The sequence below is a fragment of the Roseococcus sp. GW821-FHT12F05 genome (assembly GCF_058806835.1).
In genome coordinates, this window is the sequence record NZ_JBXAQB010000002.1 from 727,529 (window position 1) to 747,209 (window position 19,681).

Here is a 19,681-nt window from a genome sequence, read left to right on the forward strand (position 1 = left end):
GATGATATCAATCCCCTATGCCGGCGGAGTTGGATGATGGAGAGCACCGAGGGCCGCGAGCAGGCGCCCGACGGATCGCGCGGGCAGCCGCCCGCGGAGATCATCGACGCGATCGCGCAACTCTCCGAACGCGCCGATGACGGCCCGGCCTTCTGCGTGGCCTTCGATCTGGGCGCCTCCGCCCGCGCCGACGGTCTGGTCCGCGCGCTGCGGCTCGCCCATGCGGAGGCCGTGCACGAGGCGATCGAGGAGCGCCTGCAGCAGTCCCTCGACGGGCTCGTGAGCGGCCTTCACGTCAACGGCGAGTGCTACCTGGTCCTGCTTCCCGATGCGTCGGAGGAGCAGGCGATCGGCCTGGCTCGCCGCGTGCTCTCCGCTTTCGAGGCGCCGCTCGCCTGCGCCGGCATCCGGCTGCCGGTGCGCGCGGCAGCCGGGGTCATGCGGTTCCGGCCGCGCGGCTTTCCGCCGCTCGAGGTGCTTCGCCTGGCCCTTGCCGCTGCACTCGAAGGCCATGCGGAGGAGGGCCGGCTGGCGCTGCGGGAAGCGACCGGCCTGGCCAATCTGCGCCGCAGCCTCGCCATCGTCGACGCCCTGCCCGAGGCCTTCACCAGCCAGGACCAGCTGAGCCTGGTGTACCAGCCGCGGCTTCGGCTGGCGGACGGGCGGTGCGTTCGCGTCGAGGCCCTGCTGCGCTGGCGGCAGCCGGCGCTTGGCCCGATCGGGCCGGCCGAATTCGTGCCCCTGGTCGAGGAGCTCGGGCTTTCCGCGGTGATGAGCCGGTGGGTGGTCACCCGTGCCCTCGATCAGCTCGCCGCCTGGCGGCGGGACGGCCTCGATCTCGGCGTCTCGATCAACATCGCCGCCCCGAACCTCCAGGAGGAGGACTTCGTCGATCATCTCGCGGCGCAGCTGGAGCGTCACGGCATGGAGCCGGAGGCTGTCGAGCTGGAGCTGACCGAGTCCATCCAGCGCGAAGGCAACGCCAGGGTGACCCGCAACCTGCAGGCGCTGAAGCAGCTGGGCGTGGCGCTCGCCATCGACGATTTCGGCACCGCCTTCAGCAACCTGTCGGACCTTCTGACCATGCGAGCCCAGGTGCTGAAGATCGACCGCAGCTTCATCCGCGACCTCGCCACCCACGAGCGCGAGCGCGCCGTGGTGGAAGCGATCGTCAGCCTGGGCCACCGGCTGGGCTACAGGATCGTGGCCGAAGGGATCGAGACCGAGGCCGTGCTGGAGATGCTGACGGCGCTCGGCTGCGACGAGGGGCAGGGATACCACATCGCCCGGCCGATGGTGCCGGAGGATCTGGCCGGCTGGCTCGCCGCGCGCGCCGCCGGCTGAACGGCCGGCGGCGCTTCCGCTCACAGCACGAAGCGCGCTTCCTCGTAGGAGCGCAGGAAGATGACCATCTCGTCGAACGCGACGTGTTCGAGGGCCTGCGCCGCCTGCAGCTTGCCGGACACGTCGGCGTGGTCAAACCCGTCGAGGATGCGCCGGGTCTCGGCCTGATAGTGGCGGTATCGCTCGACCTCCGCCCGGGGGCGCAGGCCTTCCTCGATGGCCCGCAGCGCCAGCGCCAGCAGCGCGAGCCAGACGACCGCCACATGAAGCAGCAGGGACAGCCCTTCCTGGTGGTTCGTATGGAGCGGGACCATGAGGAAGGCGGATCCCACATGCATCACGAAGAGCAGCGCCACGATCAGCAGCGACGCATTGCTGAGAAGGGTCACCTGCGCCCGCGGGAAGGACGAGAACAGCCCGCCATGCGCCGTCAGCTTGTGGTCGGCGTATTGGCGCTGCCGCAGGATGCGAAGCTGGCGATAGGCGGAGAGCAGCAGCCGGCCGTCCGGTGTCTCGAAGATCTGCGGATCGGGCATATTGCCGATCCTGCCGCCGTGGGACGGCACGGGATCATCGACGAGGGCGCCGAGCGCGCCGGGCTTGCGCCTGATGAGGTCCTGCCTGAACGAGGCCAGCGCGCCCGACCGCTTCCGGTCGAACTCGGTCCAGTCGCCCAGCCGGGCGGCGGCGAGGATGTCCGGCGCAAGCTCGATGATGAGCCGGAAGTGGAACTGCCGCAGGCTTTCCGTCACCAGCCGATGCTCGAGCCAGTCGTCATGTCGATTGGCCAGTCCGAGAAGCGCGCCCAGGACGCCGAGCACCGCCGCGCCGATGGGAATGGCGATCGAATCCATCCCGTAATGGCTCAGGAGCGGCATTGCCGAGGCGACGAGCAGCGAAAGCGTCACCATGCCGATGGACAGGAACCCGTTTCGCCGGACCCGGCGCTTGGACGCATTGGCGAGCAGATCGGCTTCCTGCACCAGGCCCATCAATTCAGGGAAGATGAACGCATGCGAGACGGGACCGTATGATTCCGAAGCTCGCTTCTGCTCCTGCTCGGTGATCAAGAGATCGTCATTATAGGGGTAATCTTCATCCATAACGCGTCATTATGCTGCAATCCCATCGTCTCCGGCGAGTATGCGCAAGATTAGGTAGCCTGTTCTTATATGTCGATTAAATTGTGGTGACGGCAGCAGGAGCCGTATCGCAGCAGTGCCTGCCGAGTTCACATGCTGTCCGGAAGCAGCGACGCCCGGACTCCTCGATGGGCCTCGGCCGGACACTGGCCGGGCCTCCTTCGCCCAATAGGTTGAGGCCGGGTGTGCCCGGAGAGCAGCCACCGGGCTTCCGCAACCTTCCATGCCTCGCGATAGGACGCAGGACTTCAGCGCGGTGCGCCTCGCCTGGTCGCTATTCTTTTTCCCTCTTCTGCGCCTCCGGCCCCGCCACGGCGACGGGCGCCGGATCGCTGTCCTTGTCGGGAGTCCTGCCCTCGCCTTCCGGCGGGCCGCTTCGCTGCTCCCGCCTCTGCGCCTCCGGGCCCGCCACCGCGACGGGGGCCGGATCGCTGTCCTCGTCGGGCGTCCTGCCCTCGCCTTCCGGCGGGCCGCTTCGCTGCTCCCGCCTCTGCGCCTCAGGGCCCGCCACCGCGACGGGGGCCGGATCGCTGTCCTCGTCGGGCGTCCTGCCCTCGCGCTCCGGCGCGCCGCTGGGCTGCTCTCGCTTCTGCGCCTCCGGGCCCGCCACCGCGACGGGAGCCTTGTCGCCCTCGGGCGGATCGTGGGGTGTCGTGCTGGGCTCGCGTTGATGGGCCATGGTTCTGGTTTCCTCCTGGAGAACACGGATCGGGCGCGTACCGCTCCTTGTGAAACGCCAGCCGCGAGGCCCGAGTTGCCGCGCCCTGCCAAGTGCCAACTCTTCCCCCGGGCCCGGTGCCCGCCCGTCGCGGCGGCGACGGACGAGGCCGGAGATCCGGAAACCCGGCCTCACACCGGCGGCGGATTGCGCTCGCCGAAGGACGCCTGGTGCCAATAGGGATAGGCCCGCGTCGTCGCGCTGGCGGCATCGAGCTTCGCCACCTGCTCCGGCGTCAGGTTCCAGCCCACCGCGCCGAGATTCTGCCGCAGCTGGTCCTCGTTGCGCGCGCCGATCACCACGGTGGCGACGGTCGGCCGCTGCAGCAGCCAGTTCAACGCGATCTGCGGGATGGTCTTCCCCGTCTCGGCGGCCACCTCGTCCAGCGCGTCCACGACCTGGTAGAGGTATTCCTCCGGCACCGGCGGGCCGAAATCCGCCGCCTCGTGCAGGCGGCTCTGCGCCGGCAGGGGCTGGCCGCGCCGCAGCCTGCCGGTGAGGCGGCCCCAGCCGAGCGGGCTCCACACCACCGTCCCCACGCCCTGGTCGAGGCCGAGCGGCATGAGCTCCCATTCGAAGTCGCGGCCCACCAGCGAGTAGTAGGCCTGGTGCGCGACATAGCGCGGATAGCCGTGGCGGTCGGCGACGCCCAGCGCCTTCATGAGGTGCCAGCCCGAGTAGTTGGAGACGCCCACGTAGCGGATCTTGCCGTCGCGGATCAGCTGGTCGAGCGTCGCCAGCACCTCCTCCGGCGGCGTCAGGGCGTCGTAGCCGTGGAGCTGGAACAGGTCGATGTGGTCGGTGCCCAGCCTCTTCAGACCGGCCTCCACGGCGCGGATCAGCGCGAAGCGGCTGCTGCCCACGTCGTTCGGGCCCTCGCCGTTGCGGAAGGTGGCCTTGGTGGAGATCAGCACCCGGTCGCGCCGGCCCTTGATGGCCTCGCCGAGAACGCTTTCCGCGGCGCCGCCCGAATAGACGTCGGCGCTGTCGAACATGTTCAGCCCGGCCTCGAGGCAGATGTCGATCAGCCGGCGCGCCTCCTCCACCTGGGTGGAGCCCCAGGCGGCGAGGCGGCCGACGCCGCCGAAGGTGCCGGTGCCGAAGCTGAGCGCAGGCACCTTGAATCCCGAGGCGCCGAGGCGGCGGTATTCCATCCTGGGCGCTCTCCACCTTGTCCAGGAATCGGATATTGGCGCAAATCCGCGGGCGTCGAGCCCCGTCGCACGGAGTTTACGGGACCGCCCGAAACCTCATGGCGCAGGCCCGGCCGGGACCGCATAGAGCGCATCATCCCCGGACCGGGCGATCGCGTGGCGCCGCGCCGCATCGAAGGGCAGGTCCGCCGGCGAGGTGGTGACGTAGTGCGTGATCCCCTCGGCCCGCATCAGCGCCCAGAGCGCGTCCAGGTCCGGCGCCGCGCCCAGCTGCGCGATCACCGCCAGCCGCCGCCTGGCCTCCTCGCCGTAGGGCCCGCCCGTCGCGACGAGGAAGCCCGGGCAGGACAGATAGGCCGGCACGCCGGTGAGCGCGATCAGCCACGCGGCATCGTCGATGTTCCGGGAATCCGCCGGCTGGTTCGCGACCGCGAAGCGCGGGCGTGGCCCCGCGCTCCGGAGGAGGGCCGGCGCCAGCTCCATCAGGCCGGGCGTGACGCGCCTGCCGTGGTATTCCGCCCCCCAGGCCATGGCGGGCCGGCGGGCCTCCCCGATCGTCGCGGTCAGGACGGCGAGGCACAGCAGCGCCGACACGGGCCAGGCGATGGGGCCGCGCCCCCGCGCCAGGCGCCCGGCCCAGGGCCCGGCCAGCAGGACGGCCCAGCGCAGGCTCCATGCCGCGACCACCACCACGATCAGCGGCCCCGCGCGGTGGCGGAACTCCGTGATGTCGCCGTTCCGCGACACCGGCGCCAGGAGCATCTCCAGCGCCGCCACCATCAGCAGCAGCCAGGGCAGCGCATCCCCGGCGGCGCGCCGGCGCCGGGCCAGGTAGCCCAGGACCAGGAAGGCCGGCAGCCAGGGGCCCAGCGTGCCCAGCAGGGTCAGCAGGAGGGCCACGAGGCCGGCGCCGATGCGGCCGATCACCGGGACCATCGCCGCCTGGAGCCCGTCGATCCGCGTCGGCGGGTTGTGCCGGTGCACGAAATCGACATAGCCGAACAGGAAGTGCCGCGGATCCGCCAGCAGCGCCGGCCAGGACAGCGCGGCCATGGCAGCGACGAAGGCCAGCGTGCCCGCGCCGACAAGCGCGAGCCGCCGCCGTGGCGCGAGCCCCCGCCAGCCGGCCAGCACCCCCAGCCCGACCGCCGGCGCGAGGAGCACGAAGGTATTGACCCGGGTGAGGAAGCAGGCCGCGGTCAGGGCCAGGGCGAGCGCCAGGCTGCCCCATCGCCGCTCCTCCCCGCGCTCCATCCAGCGCGCGAGCGAGGCCAGGGCCGCGCAGGCGATGCCGATGCTGTAGGGCGTCCCGGGCGCGGTCTCCAGCAGCCAGGCGAAGCCCAGGAAGCCGTTGCCGAGGCTGAGCTGCTCCGGCGCGGGGATCAGCGCCAGCCCCATCAGCGCCAGGGCCGCGACCGCCGGCCCGCCCAGGGCGAGGCCGAGCGCCGCCACGCCGCAGGCCATGACCAGGATGCCGAGGGGCAGCCAGGCCAGCATCGTGGCGTCGAGCGGCGGCGTGCCGAGGACGGCCGTGAGCAGGGCCGCGGGCATGTAGGAGGCGGAGTGGTAGAGAAAGCGCGGCATGTCCGCCATGGAGATCATGCCCCGGCCGATCGCCTCCGGCGTGCCGAATTGCGCGAGGGTGCCGGCATGGACGATGCCGTCGACCCAGAAGGCGAACTCGCCGGTCGCGCGGAACCGCGCGAGCCGCGCCGCGACGTCATGGTTCCAGGCGAAGGCGAAGGCGCCGGCCAGCAGGGCCAGGCCGATCATCCGGGGATCGGGCCGGGCCCGGCCTCCGCGCCATCCCGCCAGGCTCACGATGCCGGTGGCCGCGGCCAGTTGCCAGTGTGCCCCGGGCACGAGGAGGTCCCCCAGCAGGAGCAGGTGGGACAGCGTCGCGAAGCCGATCACCAGGCCGAGGAAGGGATCCTCCGGCACGCGCAGCGCGCGGCAGGCCAGCCGCCCGAGCCCGAGGCTGGTCAGGAGCAGGGCCAGCAGCAGCAGATGCGCCGCCGCCCCGAGCCCGGGCGCGACGGCGCCCAGCGCGGCAGCACCGAAGAGGGCCGTCACCTGGGCACGAGACGGTAGGCGGCGTATCCGCCGAAGGTCCGTTCCTCCGCGACGTCATAGGCCGTGCGGAAACGGTCCAGCCAGCTGGTCGTCTGCTGCCGGTCCACCACGAGCCATCCCGGACGGCGGTAGGCTTCGGCCCCGCGCCGGATGAAATGCTCGACGACCTCCGCGGGCAGTTCCTGGAAATTGCCGAGGTTGTTGACGCCGGTCCAGGCGGCGCCGGCGGCGGTCCGGGGGAGCAGCAGCAGCGCGTTGACCAGCACGGGAGCGCCACCCTCCTGCCTGGCGGCGCGGAGCGCCGCCCCGGCATCGGCCGCAGGCGCCGAGGCCGCGTTCACCACGGCCATCCAGCGGTCCAGCAGCCTCTGCGCGCCCGGCTCCTGCAGGTCCATCTGCGCCAGCAGGGGTGAAGGCCCCAGCCTGGCCCACAGGCCCTCCCGCCAGGCTTCGCCCCAGGCCTCGAAGCCGAAGCCCGCGATCCAGGCGACCAGCCCGACCATGACCATGCGGGAGAAGCCCATCGGGGCGCCCGCGGCCCCGGCCGCCGTGGCCGAGGTCAGCGCCAGAACGAGGAAGGGGAACAGGTTCAGGACGTTGTTGTCGTGGCTGCGGCCGAGATAGTACGACGCCACGCCGACGAGGCCGGCGAGGCAGACGAAGATCGTCCGGACGCCGCGCGCATCGGCCCGGGACATCGCCACCAGGGCAACGGCAGCCGTGGCCGGAATGAGCCAGACGGGGCCGAGCGGATTGGGCGGCAGGACTCCCGGCGGATTGCGGACATAGGCCAGGAAGCCGAACAGCGACGGCCAGTCGCCGAAGGCGAGGCGGAAGAGGACCACGAGGCCGATCGCGGCGACGGCACAGGCGGCGACGCCCCGCAAGCCGCCCATGACGAGCGCCACGGCGATCGGCCATGCCCCGGTCTGGAGCTGCGCCCGCCTCAAAGCGAGATAGGGCCACCACACCAACGATGCGAAGAAGCCGGATTCCGGCGACCAGGCGAGGCCCAGAAGCCACAGCGCGTGCCCCGGCATGTCGCCCGGCCTTCCCGCGGCCTCGGCCCGGAGGATGCACAGGATCAGGAGGGCCAGCGGCATGAACCGCATGCCGCTGGTGGACGGCGCGACGATCCAGCCCATGAGGTCCGGCGGATAGCCCGACCAGAGCAGCGCCGAAGCCGTCAGGGCCGTCAGCGACAGCAGGGCCACCCCGCGCGGCGCCCCGCGCGCCAGCAGCAGGACGCAGGCCCCCAGCGACAGCAGGTAGGCCATGTTCGTCGCGACGACGGCCCAATAGGTTCCCGGCCAGCAGTCGGATCCGCACAGGGCCGCGATGAGCAGGGTGGGCCCCATCCCGTACTGGACCGGGAAGTCGCGGAACGGCACGCCGCCGCCCAGCATCGCCTCGGCCGGCGCGACGAAGGCTCCCCAATGATGCCAGAGCGCCCAGGACGCCATCGGCGTCGCGAAAGGCGCCGTCCACAGGGACAGCAGCAGGCCGGCCGCCGCGGGGATCGCGAGGCTCGGCCAGGCCGGCAGCCCCTCCTTCGCCGTCAGGAAGCGCGCGGCGAGCGAGGCGGCCAGGCCCGCGGCGACGAAGGGCACGGCCCGCGCCGGCTCCAGCTGCAACGCCGGCTGCCACCACGTCGTGCCCGCCATCAGGACGAGCGCGGCCAGCCCGGACAGGAGGGCCGGCGTGCCTGCGCCCAGCCAGGGGAGGAGGAAGGGAAGCGCGAGCACGACCGGCGCCAGCGGGCCCGCCACGCCGCGCGCCGCCAGCAGCGCCGCGGCGCCCGCGACCAGGGCGGCGCACAGCAGATTGGCAAGGCTGGTCCCCGCCCCGCGCGCGGGCCGCATCTGCAGGAGGAAGGGCCAGATGCAGACCGTCGCGACGAGGCCCAGATACAGGAGGATCAGGCCTCCCTTGCCTCCGGCGATCATGACCTCAGGCCGACCTCTCGGGGCGCGGCGCCGGGTCGCCGAGATTGATCCGCTCGCGCTCGACCACCATCGGTCCACGCCGCACCTGGGCGTGGATGGCCGTGATGTACTCGCCGAGCATGCCGATGAACATAAGCTGCACCCCCGAGAAGAAGAACAGCGCCACGATGATGGTCTGCGTGCCGGCCGGCGCGCCGCCGTCCAGCAGGAAGGTCGTCAGGACCGTGAAGACCGCATAGAGCAGCGCCAGCGCCGCGACGCCGAAGCCCAGGAAGCTGCAGATGCGCATGGGCGCGTCGGTGAAGGAGAAGATGCCGTTCATCGCCTGGTCGATGAGGCGCAGCGCGTTGTTCTTGGAGATGCCGCGCTTCCGCGCCTTCCAGGTGTAGGGGAGGATCAGCCGCCGGAAGCCCGCCGAGGCGATGATGCCGCGGATATAGGGATACTGGTCGCGATGGCTGACCACGACCTCCCACACCTTGCGGTCGATGAGCTGGAACTCGCCGACATTCTCGGGGATCTCGAAGTCGGAGAGCGTGTTCACGATGCGGTAGAAGATCCGGCGGCAGCTGCGCAGCGCCCAGGTCTCCTCCCGGTTCGCGCGCGCGCCGGCGACGACCTCGATGCCGTTCTCCCAGTGGCTGATCATCTCGGGGATCAGCTCGGGCGGGTCCTGCAGGTCCACCGGCAGGAAGACCAGGATCGCATCGCCCGTCGCGTAGCGCAGCGCGTTGAAGTTGGAGCGGAAGGGGCCGAAGTTGCGGGCGTTGAGGATGACCTTGACCGCGGGGTCCTCCGCGGCCAGCCGGCGCAGGATCGCCACCGTCCCGTCCGCGGAGCAGTTGTCGGAGAAGATGTGCTCGCGCTCGTGATGCGCGAGCGGGCCGCCGGGTGCGAAGAGCTCCAGGACCGCGGCGTGGCAGGCCTCGACGTTCTCCTCCTCGTTGTAGCAGGGGGAGATGATGGAGATGCGCGCCAAGCTCAGGCCCTCGCCGTGACGAAGTGCGACTGGGCGAGCCAGCGCGTCAGCACCGTGGCCTCGAGGGCGGGCTCGACGGCCTGGATGGGCCTCACCAGCGCTGTCGGCAGGCCGGGCACCAGGAAGTCCCGCGTCGCGACCTCGACCTCGCGCCAGCCGGCGGCCGGCAGGACCTGGCGGAGCTCGCGCTGCGTGAAGGCCATCTCGTCCGGCTCCAGCTTCGCGAAGCGGCGGCCGATCCGCGTACCGAAGATGAAGGCGCAGTAGGGGTTGAGGAAGTTCGGCTCGATGAAGGCGAGCCCGCCGCCGGGATTGGTCACGCCGTGCATCGCCCGCAGCACCTCGGGCAGGCGCAGGACGAGATGGTGCAGGATGCCGTTGCCGAAGACGAGGTCGAAGCGGCCCAGGCGCAGCGGGTCCTCGCCCAGCAGGTCGAGCTTTTCGAAGCGCAGGTTGGGCGCCTGATGGTTGGCGCGGGCGCGCTCCAGGAAGGCGTCGCTGATGTCGACGGCGACCACCTCGGCGTCGGTGCCGGCCGCCACCTGGGCGGCGGCCTCGCCCGTGCCGCAGCCGAGCTCCAGGATGCGCCGCGCCCCGACGCGAGCGGCCTGGGCGATGAACCAGTCGTTGCGCCGGCGCATGCGCAGCGGCGTGGAGCCGACCGGCGCGAAGATCTGGTTGAAGCCGCGCTCGTCCTGCAGGACCATTCTCGACATGGCTCAGGCCCTTTGCATGGCAAGCGGATTCCCGATGGCTGGCGCGGCGGCCCTCATGGCGCAGCCCGCGAGTCATGTCCCCGGAAGACGAAGGATCGCATGCCCAGGTATCCGCAGGCCGCCAGCAACGGCAGCAGCAGCGCCTGCGCGAGCAACGGCCCGGCGCCCATCCAGCCCAGCGCGCGCAGCAGCACGAAGTTCAGGCTGCCCAGCGCGAGGTAGAAGAGCAGGAAGCGCGGCAGCAGCCGGTGCGAGGTGCTGCCGAAGACGAGGCCGCCATAGCTGAAGAAGTTGAACAGGAAGCCCAGCCCGGTCGAGCCCGCGACGGCGAGCGCCAGCGGGGCGCCCAGCAGCACGAAGGCGGCGTAGCAGGCGTAGCCGAAGCCCGTGTTGAGCAGCCCCGTCGCCAGGAAGCGCAGCACGCGCCACCATTCGCCCGTCATGCCCGGTGCCGCCGGTACCAGGCGACCGTGCCCTCCAGCCCTTCCTCGATGGGAATGCGGGGCGCCCAGCCCGTCGCCGCCGTCAGGCGCGAGATATCCGCCTGCATGTGCATCACCTGGTCGGGCCGGAAGGGAATCTCGCCGAAGACCAGCTCCATCCCCGGCGCCGCGAGGTCGCGGATGCGCTCGATCACGTCGCGCACGCGCAGGGCGCGGCCCGAGCCGAGATTGAAGACGCCCTCGGCCGTCGGCGAGGTCGCGACGGCCAGGATGCCGTGCGCGACATCCTCGACATGCAGCCAGTCCCAGCTCTGGGTGCCGAGCGTGGTGCGCGGGCGGCGGCCGGCCAGCATCTCCGTGATCAGCATGGGGATCAGCCAGCCGTCATTGTCGGCTGGACCATAGGTGGAGAAGAGCCGCAGCCAGGCGTGCCGCATCCCGGCCTGGGCCGCGAGCTGCCGCGTGAGGAAAAGCGCCGCCACCTTGGACGCGCCGTAGAGGCTGGTCGGCTGCGGCAGATCCTCCTCCCGCATGGAGGAGCCGGCGCCGTACTCGCCCTGGCTGCCGAGGCCGAGGAAGGCGCCGGCACCCGCGGCGGCGGCCGCTTCCACCAGCGCGCAGGCGATCTCCACATTGTCGGTGATCTGCGCCCGGTCGAAGCGCGCGGCATTGGCGACGCCGGCCCAGGCCAGGTGCAGGACGGCTTCGGGCTGGTGATGCCTCACGGCGGCCTTCAGCGCGGCCGTGTCGCGCAGGTCCAGATCGATCCGGGAAAAGCGGCCGGCGAAGGGCGCGAGCCGCGGCGCGCCGCTGCCCGGGCGGACCGGCGCGGCCACCTCGTGCCCCGCCTCGATCGCGAGGCGCAGCACCTCGGCGCCGACGAAGCCCGAGGCGCCCGTGACGAAGAGCCTCACAGCAGGGCCGCCGCGTGGTCTTCGACGGGGCCCAGCCGGTCGAGCAGCCAGGACTGGCTGCCGATCTGGCCGCGCAGCGCGTCGGTCACGCCGTACTTGCCGAAGCGCGGGCAGAGGCCGGCCGCGAGCAGCACCTCCGCGACGCGCGTGCCGAGGCCGCCGGAGACGCTGTGCTCCTCGATGGTAAGCACGGCGCGGTGCCCCCTGCCCGCCTCGCGCACCGCTTCCTCGTCGAGCGGCCGGATGCCGGGAAAGCTCGCCACGCTGGCCGAGATGCCGCTGATGGCCAAGGCCTCGGCCGCCGCCAGCGCGCGGCCGAGGATGGGACCGGTCGCCAGTAGGGCCACATCCGTCCCGCGCCGCAGCCAGATGGCGCGGTCCAGCGCCACGGGTGTCGCGGGAGCGTGCAGCACCGGCTCGCCCGAGCGGCCCAGCCGCAGATAGGCCGGCAGCCGCCGCTCCAGCAGCTGCGGCAGCAGCGCCACCGCCTCGTGCGGGTCGGCGGGGCAGGCCACGGCCATGTGCGGCAGCGCCGCCATGATGCCGAGATCCTCCACGCCGTGATGCGTGTAGCCCTGCGCGCCATAGGCCAGCCCGCCGCCGACCGCGATCACCGTCACCGGCAGGGCGTGGTAGCAGACGTCGTTGCGCAGCTGCTCCAGGCAGCGCAGCGTCGGGAAGTTCGCGATGGAATAGAGCACGACCCGGCGCCCGGTGAGCGCGAGCCCGGCCGCGATGCCCACCATGGCCTGCTCGCAGACGCCGACATTGGCGTATTGCGCGGGCAGCGCCTCGGCGAAGCGCTCCAGCACGGAATAGCCGAGATCGGCGGTGACCAGCATGACGTCGGGATGGGCCTGCGCGTAGACGGTCAGCGCCTCGATGCTCTCGGTCCTCATGGGCCGGCCTCCACCTCGGCCAGCGCCACGGCGAGCTGCGCCGCATCCGCGCTGCGGTAGTGCCAGGCGAGCTGGTCCTCCATGAAGGCGACGCCCTTGCCCTTCACCGTGTGCGCGACGAGGACGGTGGGCCGTCCCGGCCGCGGCGGCGGGGCGGTCAGCGCGGCAAAGAGCGCGTCGTGGTCATGCCCGTCCAGCTCGTGGACGCCCCAGTTGAAGGCGCGGAATTTTTCCGCGAGCGGATGCAGGTCGCTCACCTCGGAGACGCGGCCGAAGCTCTGGATCTTGTTGTAGTCCACGACCAGGACGAGGTTCTCGAGGCGGAAGTGCTGGGCGAACTGGATGGCCTCCCAGTTCGAGCCCTCGTCCAGCTCGCCGTCGCTGACGATGCAGACGCTGCGCCAGGCCGCGCCGTCGCGCTGCGCCGCGAGCGCCATGCCGGCCGCGACCGGCAGGCCATGGCCGAGCGAGCCGGTGGAGAGCTCCACGCCCGGCACGGTGCGGGTGACATGGCCCGAAAGCCGTCCGCCATCGGCCGAATAGGTGTCGAGCTCGGCGATGGGCAGGAAGCCCGTCTCCGCCAGCGCCGCATAGACGATCGCGGCGGCATGGCCCTTGCTGACCACGAGCCGGTCGCGCTCCGCCCAGTCGGGACGTGCCGGATCCACCCGCAGCACGCCGCCGTAGAGCACCGCCATGATGTCCGCCATCGAGAGGCAGGAGCCGACATGCGAGGCGCGGGCCAGATGCGTCATCCGGATGGAATGCGCGCGGAGCCGGCGGGCCAGCGCGCGCGTGTCGACGCGGTTCGGGGTCATGCGGCCATCCGGGCGATCTGCGCACGGGTGACGTCCCGCATGTCCTCGCCGCGCGCCCAGGCGGCATACCAGCCGGCGGTCATCTCCACGCAGGCGTCGAAACCGAGCTTCGGGCGCCAGCCGAGCACGGCGCGGGCCTTGGCGCAGTCGAGGGTGAGGAGGCGCGCCTCGTGCGGCGCGCCGGCATCGGGCGCCAGCTCGATGCGGCCGCGGCCGAGGGCCGCGACGACCGCCTCGGCCACCTCGCGCACGGGGCGGTTCTCCGCCGCGTCGGGGCCGATGTTCCAGGCCTCGTCGATGCCGTCCGGCTCCGTGCACAGCCGCTCGGCCAGCAGCAGATAGGCGGAGAGCGGCTCCAGCACGTGCTGCCAGGGCCGGACGGCGCGCGGGTTGCGCAGCCGCACCACGCCCTCGCCGCCGAGGCAGCCGCGCACGATGTCCGGCACCAGCCGGTCCACCGACCAGTCGCCGCCGCCGACGACGTTGCCGGCACGCACCGTCGCGATCCGCGCGGGATGCCGGCCCGCGCCGAAGAAGCTGCGCCGCATGGAGGCGGCGGCGATCTCCGCGCAGCCCTTGCTGGCGCTGTAGGGGTCATGGCCGCCGAGCGCGTCACCCTCGCGATAGCCCCAGGGCCATTCGCGGTTCTCGTAGGCCTTGTCGCTGGTGACGGCGAGCACGGCGCGGACCTCGGGGCAGCGGCGCACCGCGTCGAGCAGCGAGACGGTGCCGAGCAGGTTGGTCGAAAACGTCTCGACCGGCGCCTCGTAGGAAGGCCGCACGAGCGACTGCGCGGCCATGTGGATCACCACCTCCGGCCGGGCCTCGGCCAGCAGCGCGTCCAGCACGGCGCGGTCGTTGATGTCGGCCTGGACGAAGCGGCCGCGCGCGGCGATGCCGAGGATGTCGTGCAGGTTGGGATCGCCCGAAGGCGGCAGCGCGAGGCCCGAGACCTCGGCGCCCATCTCCGCCAGCCAGAAGGCCAGCCAGGCGCCCTTGAAGCCGGTATGCCCCGTGACGAGGACGCGCCGGCCGGCCCAGAAGCCGCCCATCACCAGCACTTCCAGGGCGGGTTTCCCGAGGCCCAGAGCTGCTCCAGGTAGGTGCGGTCGCGCAGCGTGTCCATCGGCTGGAAGAAGCCTTCGTGGCGGAAGGCGTGCAACTCGCCGGCGGAAGCGAGCTGCTGCAGCGGCTCCTGCTCCCAGATGGTGGCGTCGCCCTTCAGGTAGCGGCCGACCTGCGGCGACAGCACAAAGAAGCCGCCATTGATGAAGCCGCCCTCGCCCTGGGGCTTCTCGCGGAAGCTGTGCACCATGTCGCCCTCCATTTCCAACGCGCCGAAGCGGCGCGGCGGATAGACGGCGGTGACCGTGGCCAGCCGGCCATGCGCGCGGTGGAAGGCGATGGCCGCGCCGATGTCGAGATCGGCGACGCCGTCGCCATAGGTGAGGCAGAAGGCGTCGCCCTCGATGCGGTCGAGCACGCGCGCGAGGCGTCCGCCCGTCATGGTCGCCTCGCCCGTGTCGATCAGCGTGACACGCCAGTCCTCGGCCTCGTTGCGGTGGTTGATCGCCCTGTGCGCCGCCAGGTCGAACGTCACGTCCGACATGAGAAGCGTGTAGTTGGCGAAGAATTCCTTGATCAGGTGCCCTTTATAGCCGAGGCAAATAATGAAATCGCATATCCCGTGCGCGGCATATATTTTCATAATATGCCAAAGAATAGGACGCCCGCCTATTTCGACCAGCGGCTTAGGTTTTACCACGGTCTCCTCACTGAGACGGGTGCCGAGGCCCCCCGCCAGTATCACGGCCTGCATCGTTAATGAGCCCAGAAAGTATTGCGTGCGCCGCGTCTAACTCAGCGAATCGCTTTCGGCAAATGGCCAGCAGGCATGGATTCTGCCGGCTCGCCCCACCCCTCGCCCGCCTCCTCCAGCAGCCAGTCGCGGAAGCGCCGCAGGGCCGGCTCGCCGAGCCGCGCGCCCTCCACCATCAGCACGAAGCTGCGGCTCGATCGGCGGATTCCCGGCACCGGCACGACCACACGGCCCGCCGCGAGGTCCGGCCCGATCAGCCCGCGGATCGCCAGCGCGACACCCAACCCTTCGCGCGCGGCGTCGATGGCCAGGCTGATGCTCTCGAAGGAGGGGCCGGCCTCGGCGTCGACGCCGGCGATGCCCTGCGACTCCAGCCAGCGCGCCCAATCGCGCGGGCGCTGGCGCGAATGCAGCAGGGTTTTTCCCGCCCAGCGGAAGCCGCCGGGATCGACGAGCCCGGGCGCGCAGACCGGCATGGTCTCGATGGGCAGCAGCGGGTCCACCCGGAAGCCGGGGCGCGGGCGGTCCTCCGCCACGGCGATCACCGCGTCGAATTTTCCGGGCCGCAGCTCCAGCGGATCGGCGCTGGTGGTCAGCGCGATCTCCAGCTCGGGGTGCCGCCCGCGCAGCCGGCCCCAGCGCGGGATGAGCCAGCGGCTGGCGAAGAGGGCATAGGCGCCGACCGAGACCGGCATGGGCCGCGCCGCCCGCCGGGCCTCGGCCACGCCTTCCTCCAGACGGTCCAGCGCGGCGCCGCTGGCCTCCATCAGCGCCGTGCCCGGGCCGGTCAGGGTCAGGCCGACGGGGCCGCGGAGGAACAGGGTGAGGCCCAGCCCTTCCTCCAGCGCCCGGATCTGCCGGCTGACGGCGCCCGGCGTGACGGAGAGCTCGTCGGCCGCGCGGGTGACGCTGCGATGCCGCGCCGCCGCCTCGAAGGCGCGCAGGGCATTGAGCGAGGGCAGCCGCCGGTAGGTCATGAGGGGTTGAGTTTAGCTCAAGACCCCATCCCTTCAAATCGATTGGCGCGGCGGCCGGCCGCCGCATACTGGACGCTTCGAGGAAACGTCCGGGAACGAACCGCCATGCATCTGCGCCCCATCGCGCCGCCCGTGGTTCACCCCACTGGCGCCGCCGCGGTCCCGGACAGCCGCGGGATCAACCTCTGGCGCGCCGATCCCACGCTTGCACGGCTGCTGGGCCTCTACCTGCCGGCGGAGCTTTCCGCGCATCTCGCGCCGCATCTCGACCGTCTCGGCGCGCTGGCCGGCGGCGAGCTGGAGACGCTGGCGCTGACGGCCGACCGGAACCCGCCCGAGCTGCACAGCCGCTCGCGCCGCGGCGAGGACGAGCAGCGCATCGAATATCACCCCGCCTATCGCGAGATGGAGCGGCTGGCCTTCGGGGAGTACGGGCTGGCCGCGCTCTCGCATCGCGGCGGCGTGCTGGGCTGGGATTCGCCCATGCCGCCGGCGGCGAAATACGCCATCACCTACCTCTTCGTGCAGGCGGAGTTCGGGCTGTGCTGCCCCGTCAGCATGACGGACAGCCTCACCCGCACGCTGAAGAAGTTCGGCGACCCTGAAATCGTCGCGCGCTACCTGCCGGCGCTGACCAGCCAGGACCTCGACGCGCTCTCGCAGGGCGCGATGTTCATGACGGAGCAGGGCGCCGGCTCCGACATCAGCGCCACCGTCGTGTCGGCCGCGCCGAACGCGGACGGCAGCTGGGCGCTGACCGGCGACAAGTGGTTCTGCTCCAATGCCGATGCCGAACTCGCCATGGTGCTGGCGCGGCGCGAGGGCGGGCCGCCGGGGCTGAAGGGCGTTTCCCTTTTTCTGCTGCCGCGACAGCTGCCCGATGGCACGATGAACCGCTACCGGATCGTGCGTCTCAAGGAAAAGCTCGGCACGCGCTCCATGGCGAGCGGCGAGATCCGGCTGGAGGGCGCGACGGCTTGGCTCGTCGGCGATCCCGGCGCCGGCTTCAAGCAGATGGCCGACATGGTGAACAACTCGCGCCTGTCGAACGGCGTGCGCGCGGCCGGGCTGATGCGGCGCGCGACGACCGAGGCGCTGTTCATCGCGCATCGCCGCGTCGCCTTCGGCAAGCGCATCGCCGAGATGCCGCTGATGCGCCGGCAACTCGCGAAGATGCTGGTGCCGACGGAGCAGGCGCGCAGCATGGTCTTCCTCGCGGCCGAGGCGCTGCGCCGCTCGGATGCCGGCGAGGACGGGGCCTATGCGCTGCTGCGCATCCTCACGCCGCTGCTGAAGTTCCGCGCCTGCCGCGACGCGCGCCGCGTCACCGGCGACGCGATGGAGGTGCGCGGCGGCTGCGGCTATATCGAGGAATTCTCGGACGCCCGCCTGCTGCGCGACGCGCATCTCGGCAGCATCTGGGAAGGCACTTCCAACATCGTGGCGCTCGACGTGATGCGGGCGGCGCAGCGCGAGGGCTCGCTGCCTGTGCTCGCCGCGAAGATCCGCTCCCTGCTCGGCAATGGCGAGGCCCTGCCGGAAGCAATGCCGGCGCTGGAGCGCGTGCTCTTGCTGGCCAGTGCAGCGCTGGAGGATGCGGCACTGGCGCGCCAGGCGGCCTCGGCCCTCTACCACCTGACCTCGGCCGCCGCGCTGGCCTGGGAGGCGGAGCGGCTCGGAATGCCCGAGCGGCTGGCGCTGGCACGGATGGTGCTGCGCCACCGGCTGCTGCCGCGCGACCCGCTCGATCCCGGCCAGGCCGAGGAGATTCCCACCGCATTGCTCGCCGATCCCGGAGAAGCCGCATGATCCCCCGCCGCACCCTGCTCGGCGCCGTCCTAGCGACGCCGGCTTTCGCGCAGACCAAGCCCGTCACGCTCATCGTCCCCTTCGCGCCCGGCGGCCCGACCGACCTGATCGCCCGCCGCCTCGCGCTCGCGCTGCATGACGGGCTCGGCCAGACCGTATTGGTCGAGAACCGGGCCGGTGCCGGCGGCAATGTCGGCGCGGAGTTCGTGATGCGCGGGCCGGCGGATGGCAGCGCGATCCTCTTCGGCACCTCGGGGCCGCTCGCCATCAACAGGATGCTGTATCCGAACCAGGCCTACGATCCCGTGCGCGACTTCGCGCCGATCGCGCCCATCGGCCGCATCCCCAACGTGCTGACGGTGAACGCCTCGGTGCCGGCCCAGAACGTCCAGGAGCTGATCGCGCTCGGCAAGCGCGGCGAGCGGCTCTCCTTCGGCTCCTCGGGCAACGGCGCCTCGTCGCATCTGGCGGGCGCGCTGTTCAACCAGATGGCGGGCACCAGCTTCGAGCACATCCCCTATCGCGGCACCGGCCCGGCGCTGAACGACCTGCTGGCCGGCCATATCGCCATGGTCTTCACCGACGTGCTGACGGCGCTGCCGCATGTGCGCGAAGGGCGGCTGCGCGCCCTCGGCGTGACGACCGAGGCGCGCTCGGCCGTGCTGCCGGACGTGCCGACCGTCGCCGAGCAGGGGCTGCCCGGCTACGACGCCTCGGTCTTCTTCGGCCTCGTGGTCGCGGCCGCGACGCCCGCGCCGGCGCGCGAGGCGATCCGCGCGGCGACCGTATCAGCGCTGGCCCAGCCGGAGCTGCGGCGCTGGCTGGAGATGCAGGGCATGCAGATCGCGCCCGCGATCACGCCCGCGGCGCTCACCGCCCTCATGGCGGAGGAGACGGCACGGTGGGGCGTGGTCATTCGCGAGACCGGGGCGCGGGCGGATTGAGCATCCCGCTCAGTACCCCATCGACTTGTCGATCTCCTGCAGGAGGCCGCCGCCGGCCTCCAGGCTTGCGATATTCGCCGCGATCTCGGTGGCCAGCTGGCGGACGGTCGGCCGCCGCGCGACATGCGGCATGACCGTCACCTTCGGATGCGACCACAGCGGATTGTCCGGCGGCAGGGGCTCCGGATACAGGGCGTCGAGCGCGGCGTAGGAGAGCTGGCCGGAATCGAGCGCCGCCAGCAGGTCGGCCTGCACGAGATGCCGGCCGCGCCCGATGTTGATGACCATCGCGCCCCGCGGCATCAGCGCGAAGGTGCGGGCGCAGAGGATGCCCTCGGTCTCCGATGTCAGCGGGAGCAGGCAGACCGCGATGTCGGTCTGCCGCAGGAAGGCATCGAACTGATCCGGGCCGTGAAAGACGGGAAGCTCCGCCTCCGGCCTCGGGCTGCGCACCCAGGCCGAGACGGGGAAGCCGAGCGATTGCAGCACCAGCGCCGGCGCCTTCGCCATCAGTCCGAATCCGAGGAAGCCGATGCGGCGCGCCTCCGGCCGGACGATGGTCCGGCGCAGCCACTCGCCCCGGGCCTGGGCCGCCTGATAGAGCGGCATCTCCCGGTGCAGCCGCAGCACATGCATGAGGACGTATTCCGTCATCATGGGATCGCCGTCCGCCGGCTCGATCTTGCCCAGCGGCGCCTGCGGCAGCTTCGGATGGCCGATGAAGGACTCGACGCCGGCGGAGCGGCTGAACATCGCCTTGAGATTCGGCAAAGGCGGGATCACGTCGAAGTCGGGGTGCATGAAGGCCAGGTAGGTGATCTCGGAGGTATCCCCGACATCGGGGAAGATGCGGATCTCCAGCTTCGGCAGCAGCTCGGCGAGCGTGTCCAGCCAGCTCTGCTTGCTGCCGACTTCCTCGTTGTCCAGGCCGTAGACCAGCAGCGCCATGGCGATCTCCCCCTCATCGGCCAAGGATCGTGCGCGCG

General features: G+C 71.6%; 18 protein-coding genes. 3 read left to right on the top strand and 15 right to left on the bottom strand.

Features of this window, described 5'->3' with window-relative positions; genetic code table 11:
* The first annotated feature begins 33 nt into the window (after nt 1–33).
* Complete coding sequence (locus AC1ROY_RS08335; protein WP_493148292.1) at nt 34–1,344, top strand: EAL domain-containing protein; 1,311 nt, start codon at nt 34–36, stop codon at nt 1,342–1,344.
* A 20-nt stretch (nt 1,345–1,364) separates the two neighbouring features.
* Here AC1ROY_RS08335 and AC1ROY_RS08340 read toward each other — a convergent pair whose 3' ends face one another.
* From AC1ROY_RS08340 to AC1ROY_RS08405, 14 genes are all read right to left on the bottom strand, one after another.
* Nucleotides 1,365–2,447 (bottom strand): hypothetical protein, encoded by a 1,083-nt coding sequence (locus AC1ROY_RS08340; protein WP_493148293.1) that lies wholly within the window; start codon nt 2,445–2,447, stop codon nt 1,365–1,367.
* A gap of 313 nt (nt 2,448–2,760) precedes the next feature.
* Nucleotides 2,761–3,165 carry a hypothetical protein gene (locus AC1ROY_RS08345; RefSeq protein WP_493148294.1) on the bottom strand — a complete coding sequence of 135 codons (405 nt, stop codon included), beginning with the start codon at nt 3,163–3,165 and terminating at the stop codon, nt 2,761–2,763.
* Nucleotides 3,166–3,335: 170 nt separating this feature from the next.
* Entirely contained in the window at nt 3,336–4,358 is a 1,023-nt protein-coding gene (locus AC1ROY_RS08350; RefSeq protein WP_493148295.1) for an aldo/keto reductase, read from the bottom strand.
* A gap of 96 nt (nt 4,359–4,454) precedes the next feature.
* Nucleotides 4,455–6,431: a hypothetical protein gene (locus AC1ROY_RS08355; protein ID WP_493148296.1), complete on the bottom strand. Its 1,977-nt coding sequence runs from the start codon at nt 6,429–6,431 to the stop codon at nt 4,455–4,457.
* The gene (locus AC1ROY_RS08360; protein ID WP_493148298.1) at nt 6,428–8,377 is read right to left on the bottom strand and encodes a hypothetical protein; all 1,950 of its coding nucleotides are present in this window, start codon (nt 8,375–8,377) and stop codon (nt 6,428–6,430) included. Before AC1ROY_RS08360 ends, AC1ROY_RS08355 begins: the two co-directional genes overlap by 4 nt.
* 4 nt (nt 8,378–8,381) lie before the next feature.
* Nucleotides 8,382–9,356 carry a glycosyltransferase family 2 protein gene (locus tag AC1ROY_RS08365; RefSeq protein WP_493148300.1) on the bottom strand — a complete coding sequence of 325 codons (975 nt, stop codon included), beginning with the start codon at nt 9,354–9,356 and terminating at the stop codon, nt 8,382–8,384.
* 2 nt (nt 9,357–9,358) lie between these two features.
* Nucleotides 9,359–10,072: a class I SAM-dependent methyltransferase gene (locus tag AC1ROY_RS08370; RefSeq protein WP_493148302.1), complete on the bottom strand. Its 714-nt coding sequence runs from the start codon at nt 10,070–10,072 to the stop codon at nt 9,359–9,361.
* A 53-nt stretch (nt 10,073–10,125) separates the two neighbouring features.
* Nucleotides 10,126–10,515, bottom strand: a complete 390-nt coding sequence (locus tag AC1ROY_RS08375) for a GtrA family protein (RefSeq protein ID WP_493148304.1) — start codon at nt 10,513–10,515, stop codon at nt 10,126–10,128.
* Entirely contained in the window at nt 10,512–11,429 is a 918-nt protein-coding gene (locus tag AC1ROY_RS08380; RefSeq protein ID WP_493148306.1) for an NAD-dependent epimerase/dehydratase family protein, read from the bottom strand. Before AC1ROY_RS08380 ends, AC1ROY_RS08375 begins: the two co-directional genes overlap by 4 nt.
* A complete protein-coding gene (locus AC1ROY_RS08385; protein WP_493148308.1) occupies nt 11,426–12,328 on the bottom strand; it encodes a transketolase family protein in 903 nt (300 codons plus the stop codon). The genes AC1ROY_RS08380 and AC1ROY_RS08385 overlap by 4 nt, the downstream gene beginning before the upstream one ends.
* The gene (locus AC1ROY_RS08390; RefSeq protein ID WP_493148309.1) at nt 12,325–13,146 is read right to left on the bottom strand and encodes a transketolase; all 822 of its coding nucleotides are present in this window, start codon (nt 13,144–13,146) and stop codon (nt 12,325–12,327) included. The genes AC1ROY_RS08385 and AC1ROY_RS08390 overlap by 4 nt, the downstream gene beginning before the upstream one ends.
* Entirely contained in the window at nt 13,143–14,198 is a 1,056-nt protein-coding gene (gene rfbG, locus AC1ROY_RS08395; protein ID WP_493148311.1) for a CDP-glucose 4,6-dehydratase, read from the bottom strand. Before rfbG ends, AC1ROY_RS08390 begins: the two co-directional genes overlap by 4 nt.
* Complete coding sequence (gene rfbF, locus AC1ROY_RS08400; protein ID WP_493148312.1) at nt 14,198–14,965, bottom strand: glucose-1-phosphate cytidylyltransferase; 768 nt, start codon at nt 14,963–14,965, stop codon at nt 14,198–14,200. Before rfbF ends, rfbG begins: the two co-directional genes overlap by 1 nt.
* A 41-nt stretch (nt 14,966–15,006) precedes the next feature.
* Nucleotides 15,007–15,942, bottom strand: coding sequence for a LysR substrate-binding domain-containing protein (locus tag AC1ROY_RS08405; RefSeq protein ID WP_493148314.1), 936 nt, complete (start codon nt 15,940–15,942; stop codon nt 15,007–15,009).
* A gap of 105 nt (nt 15,943–16,047) precedes the next feature.
* On the opposite strand from AC1ROY_RS08405, the gene AC1ROY_RS08410 reads away from it, so the two are divergent.
* Together AC1ROY_RS08410 and AC1ROY_RS08415 are read left to right on the top strand one after the other, a co-directional pair.
* Nucleotides 16,048–17,751, top strand: coding sequence for an acyl-CoA dehydrogenase family protein (locus AC1ROY_RS08410; protein ID WP_493148316.1), 1,704 nt, complete (start codon nt 16,048–16,050; stop codon nt 17,749–17,751).
* Nucleotides 17,748–18,695: a Bug family tripartite tricarboxylate transporter substrate binding protein gene (locus AC1ROY_RS08415; RefSeq protein ID WP_493148318.1), complete on the top strand. Its 948-nt coding sequence runs from the start codon at nt 17,748–17,750 to the stop codon at nt 18,693–18,695. The genes AC1ROY_RS08410 and AC1ROY_RS08415 overlap by 4 nt, the downstream gene beginning before the upstream one ends.
* A gap of 9 nt (nt 18,696–18,704) precedes the next feature.
* On the opposite strand, the gene AC1ROY_RS08420 is transcribed toward AC1ROY_RS08415, so the two are convergent.
* Nucleotides 18,705–19,667, bottom strand: coding sequence for a 2-hydroxyacid dehydrogenase (locus tag AC1ROY_RS08420; protein WP_493148320.1), 963 nt, complete (start codon nt 19,665–19,667; stop codon nt 18,705–18,707).
* Between the last annotated feature and the right edge of the window lie 14 nt (nt 19,668–19,681).

Bases quoted from the DNA above. Each gene is read 5' to 3' on its own strand.
- AC1ROY_RS08335 (WP_493148292.1), top strand. From the start codon at position 34: ATGATGGAGAGCACCGAGGGCCGCGAGCAGGCGCCCGACGGATCGCGC.
- AC1ROY_RS08340 (WP_493148293.1), bottom strand. From the start codon at position 2,447: ATGGATGAAGATTACCCCTATAATGACGATCTCTTGATCACCGAGCAG.
- AC1ROY_RS08345 (WP_493148294.1), bottom strand. From the start codon at position 3,165: ATGGCCCATCAACGCGAGCCCAGCACGACACCCCACGATCCGCCCGAG.
- AC1ROY_RS08350 (WP_493148295.1), bottom strand. From the start codon at position 4,358: ATGGAATACCGCCGCCTCGGCGCCTCGGGATTCAAGGTGCCTGCGCTC.
- AC1ROY_RS08360 (WP_493148298.1), bottom strand. From the start codon at position 8,377: ATGATCGCCGGAGGCAAGGGAGGCCTGATCCTCCTGTATCTGGGCCTC.
- AC1ROY_RS08370 (WP_493148302.1), bottom strand. From the start codon at position 10,072: ATGTCGAGAATGGTCCTGCAGGACGAGCGCGGCTTCAACCAGATCTTC.
- AC1ROY_RS08375 (WP_493148304.1), bottom strand. From the start codon at position 10,515: ATGACGGGCGAATGGTGGCGCGTGCTGCGCTTCCTGGCGACGGGGCTG.
- AC1ROY_RS08385 (WP_493148308.1), bottom strand. From the start codon at position 12,328: ATGAGGACCGAGAGCATCGAGGCGCTGACCGTCTACGCGCAGGCCCAT.
- AC1ROY_RS08390 (WP_493148309.1), bottom strand. From the start codon at position 13,146: ATGACCCCGAACCGCGTCGACACGCGCGCGCTGGCCCGCCGGCTCCGC.
- rfbG (WP_493148311.1), bottom strand. From the start codon at position 14,198: ATGGGCGGCTTCTGGGCCGGCCGGCGCGTCCTCGTCACGGGGCATACC.
- rfbF (WP_493148312.1), bottom strand. From the start codon at position 14,965: ATGCAGGCCGTGATACTGGCGGGGGGCCTCGGCACCCGTCTCAGTGAG.
- AC1ROY_RS08405 (WP_493148314.1), bottom strand. From the start codon at position 15,942: ATGACCTACCGGCGGCTGCCCTCGCTCAATGCCCTGCGCGCCTTCGAG.
- AC1ROY_RS08410 (WP_493148316.1), top strand. From the start codon at position 16,048: ATGCATCTGCGCCCCATCGCGCCGCCCGTGGTTCACCCCACTGGCGCC.
- AC1ROY_RS08415 (WP_493148318.1), top strand. From the start codon at position 17,748: ATGATCCCCCGCCGCACCCTGCTCGGCGCCGTCCTAGCGACGCCGGCT.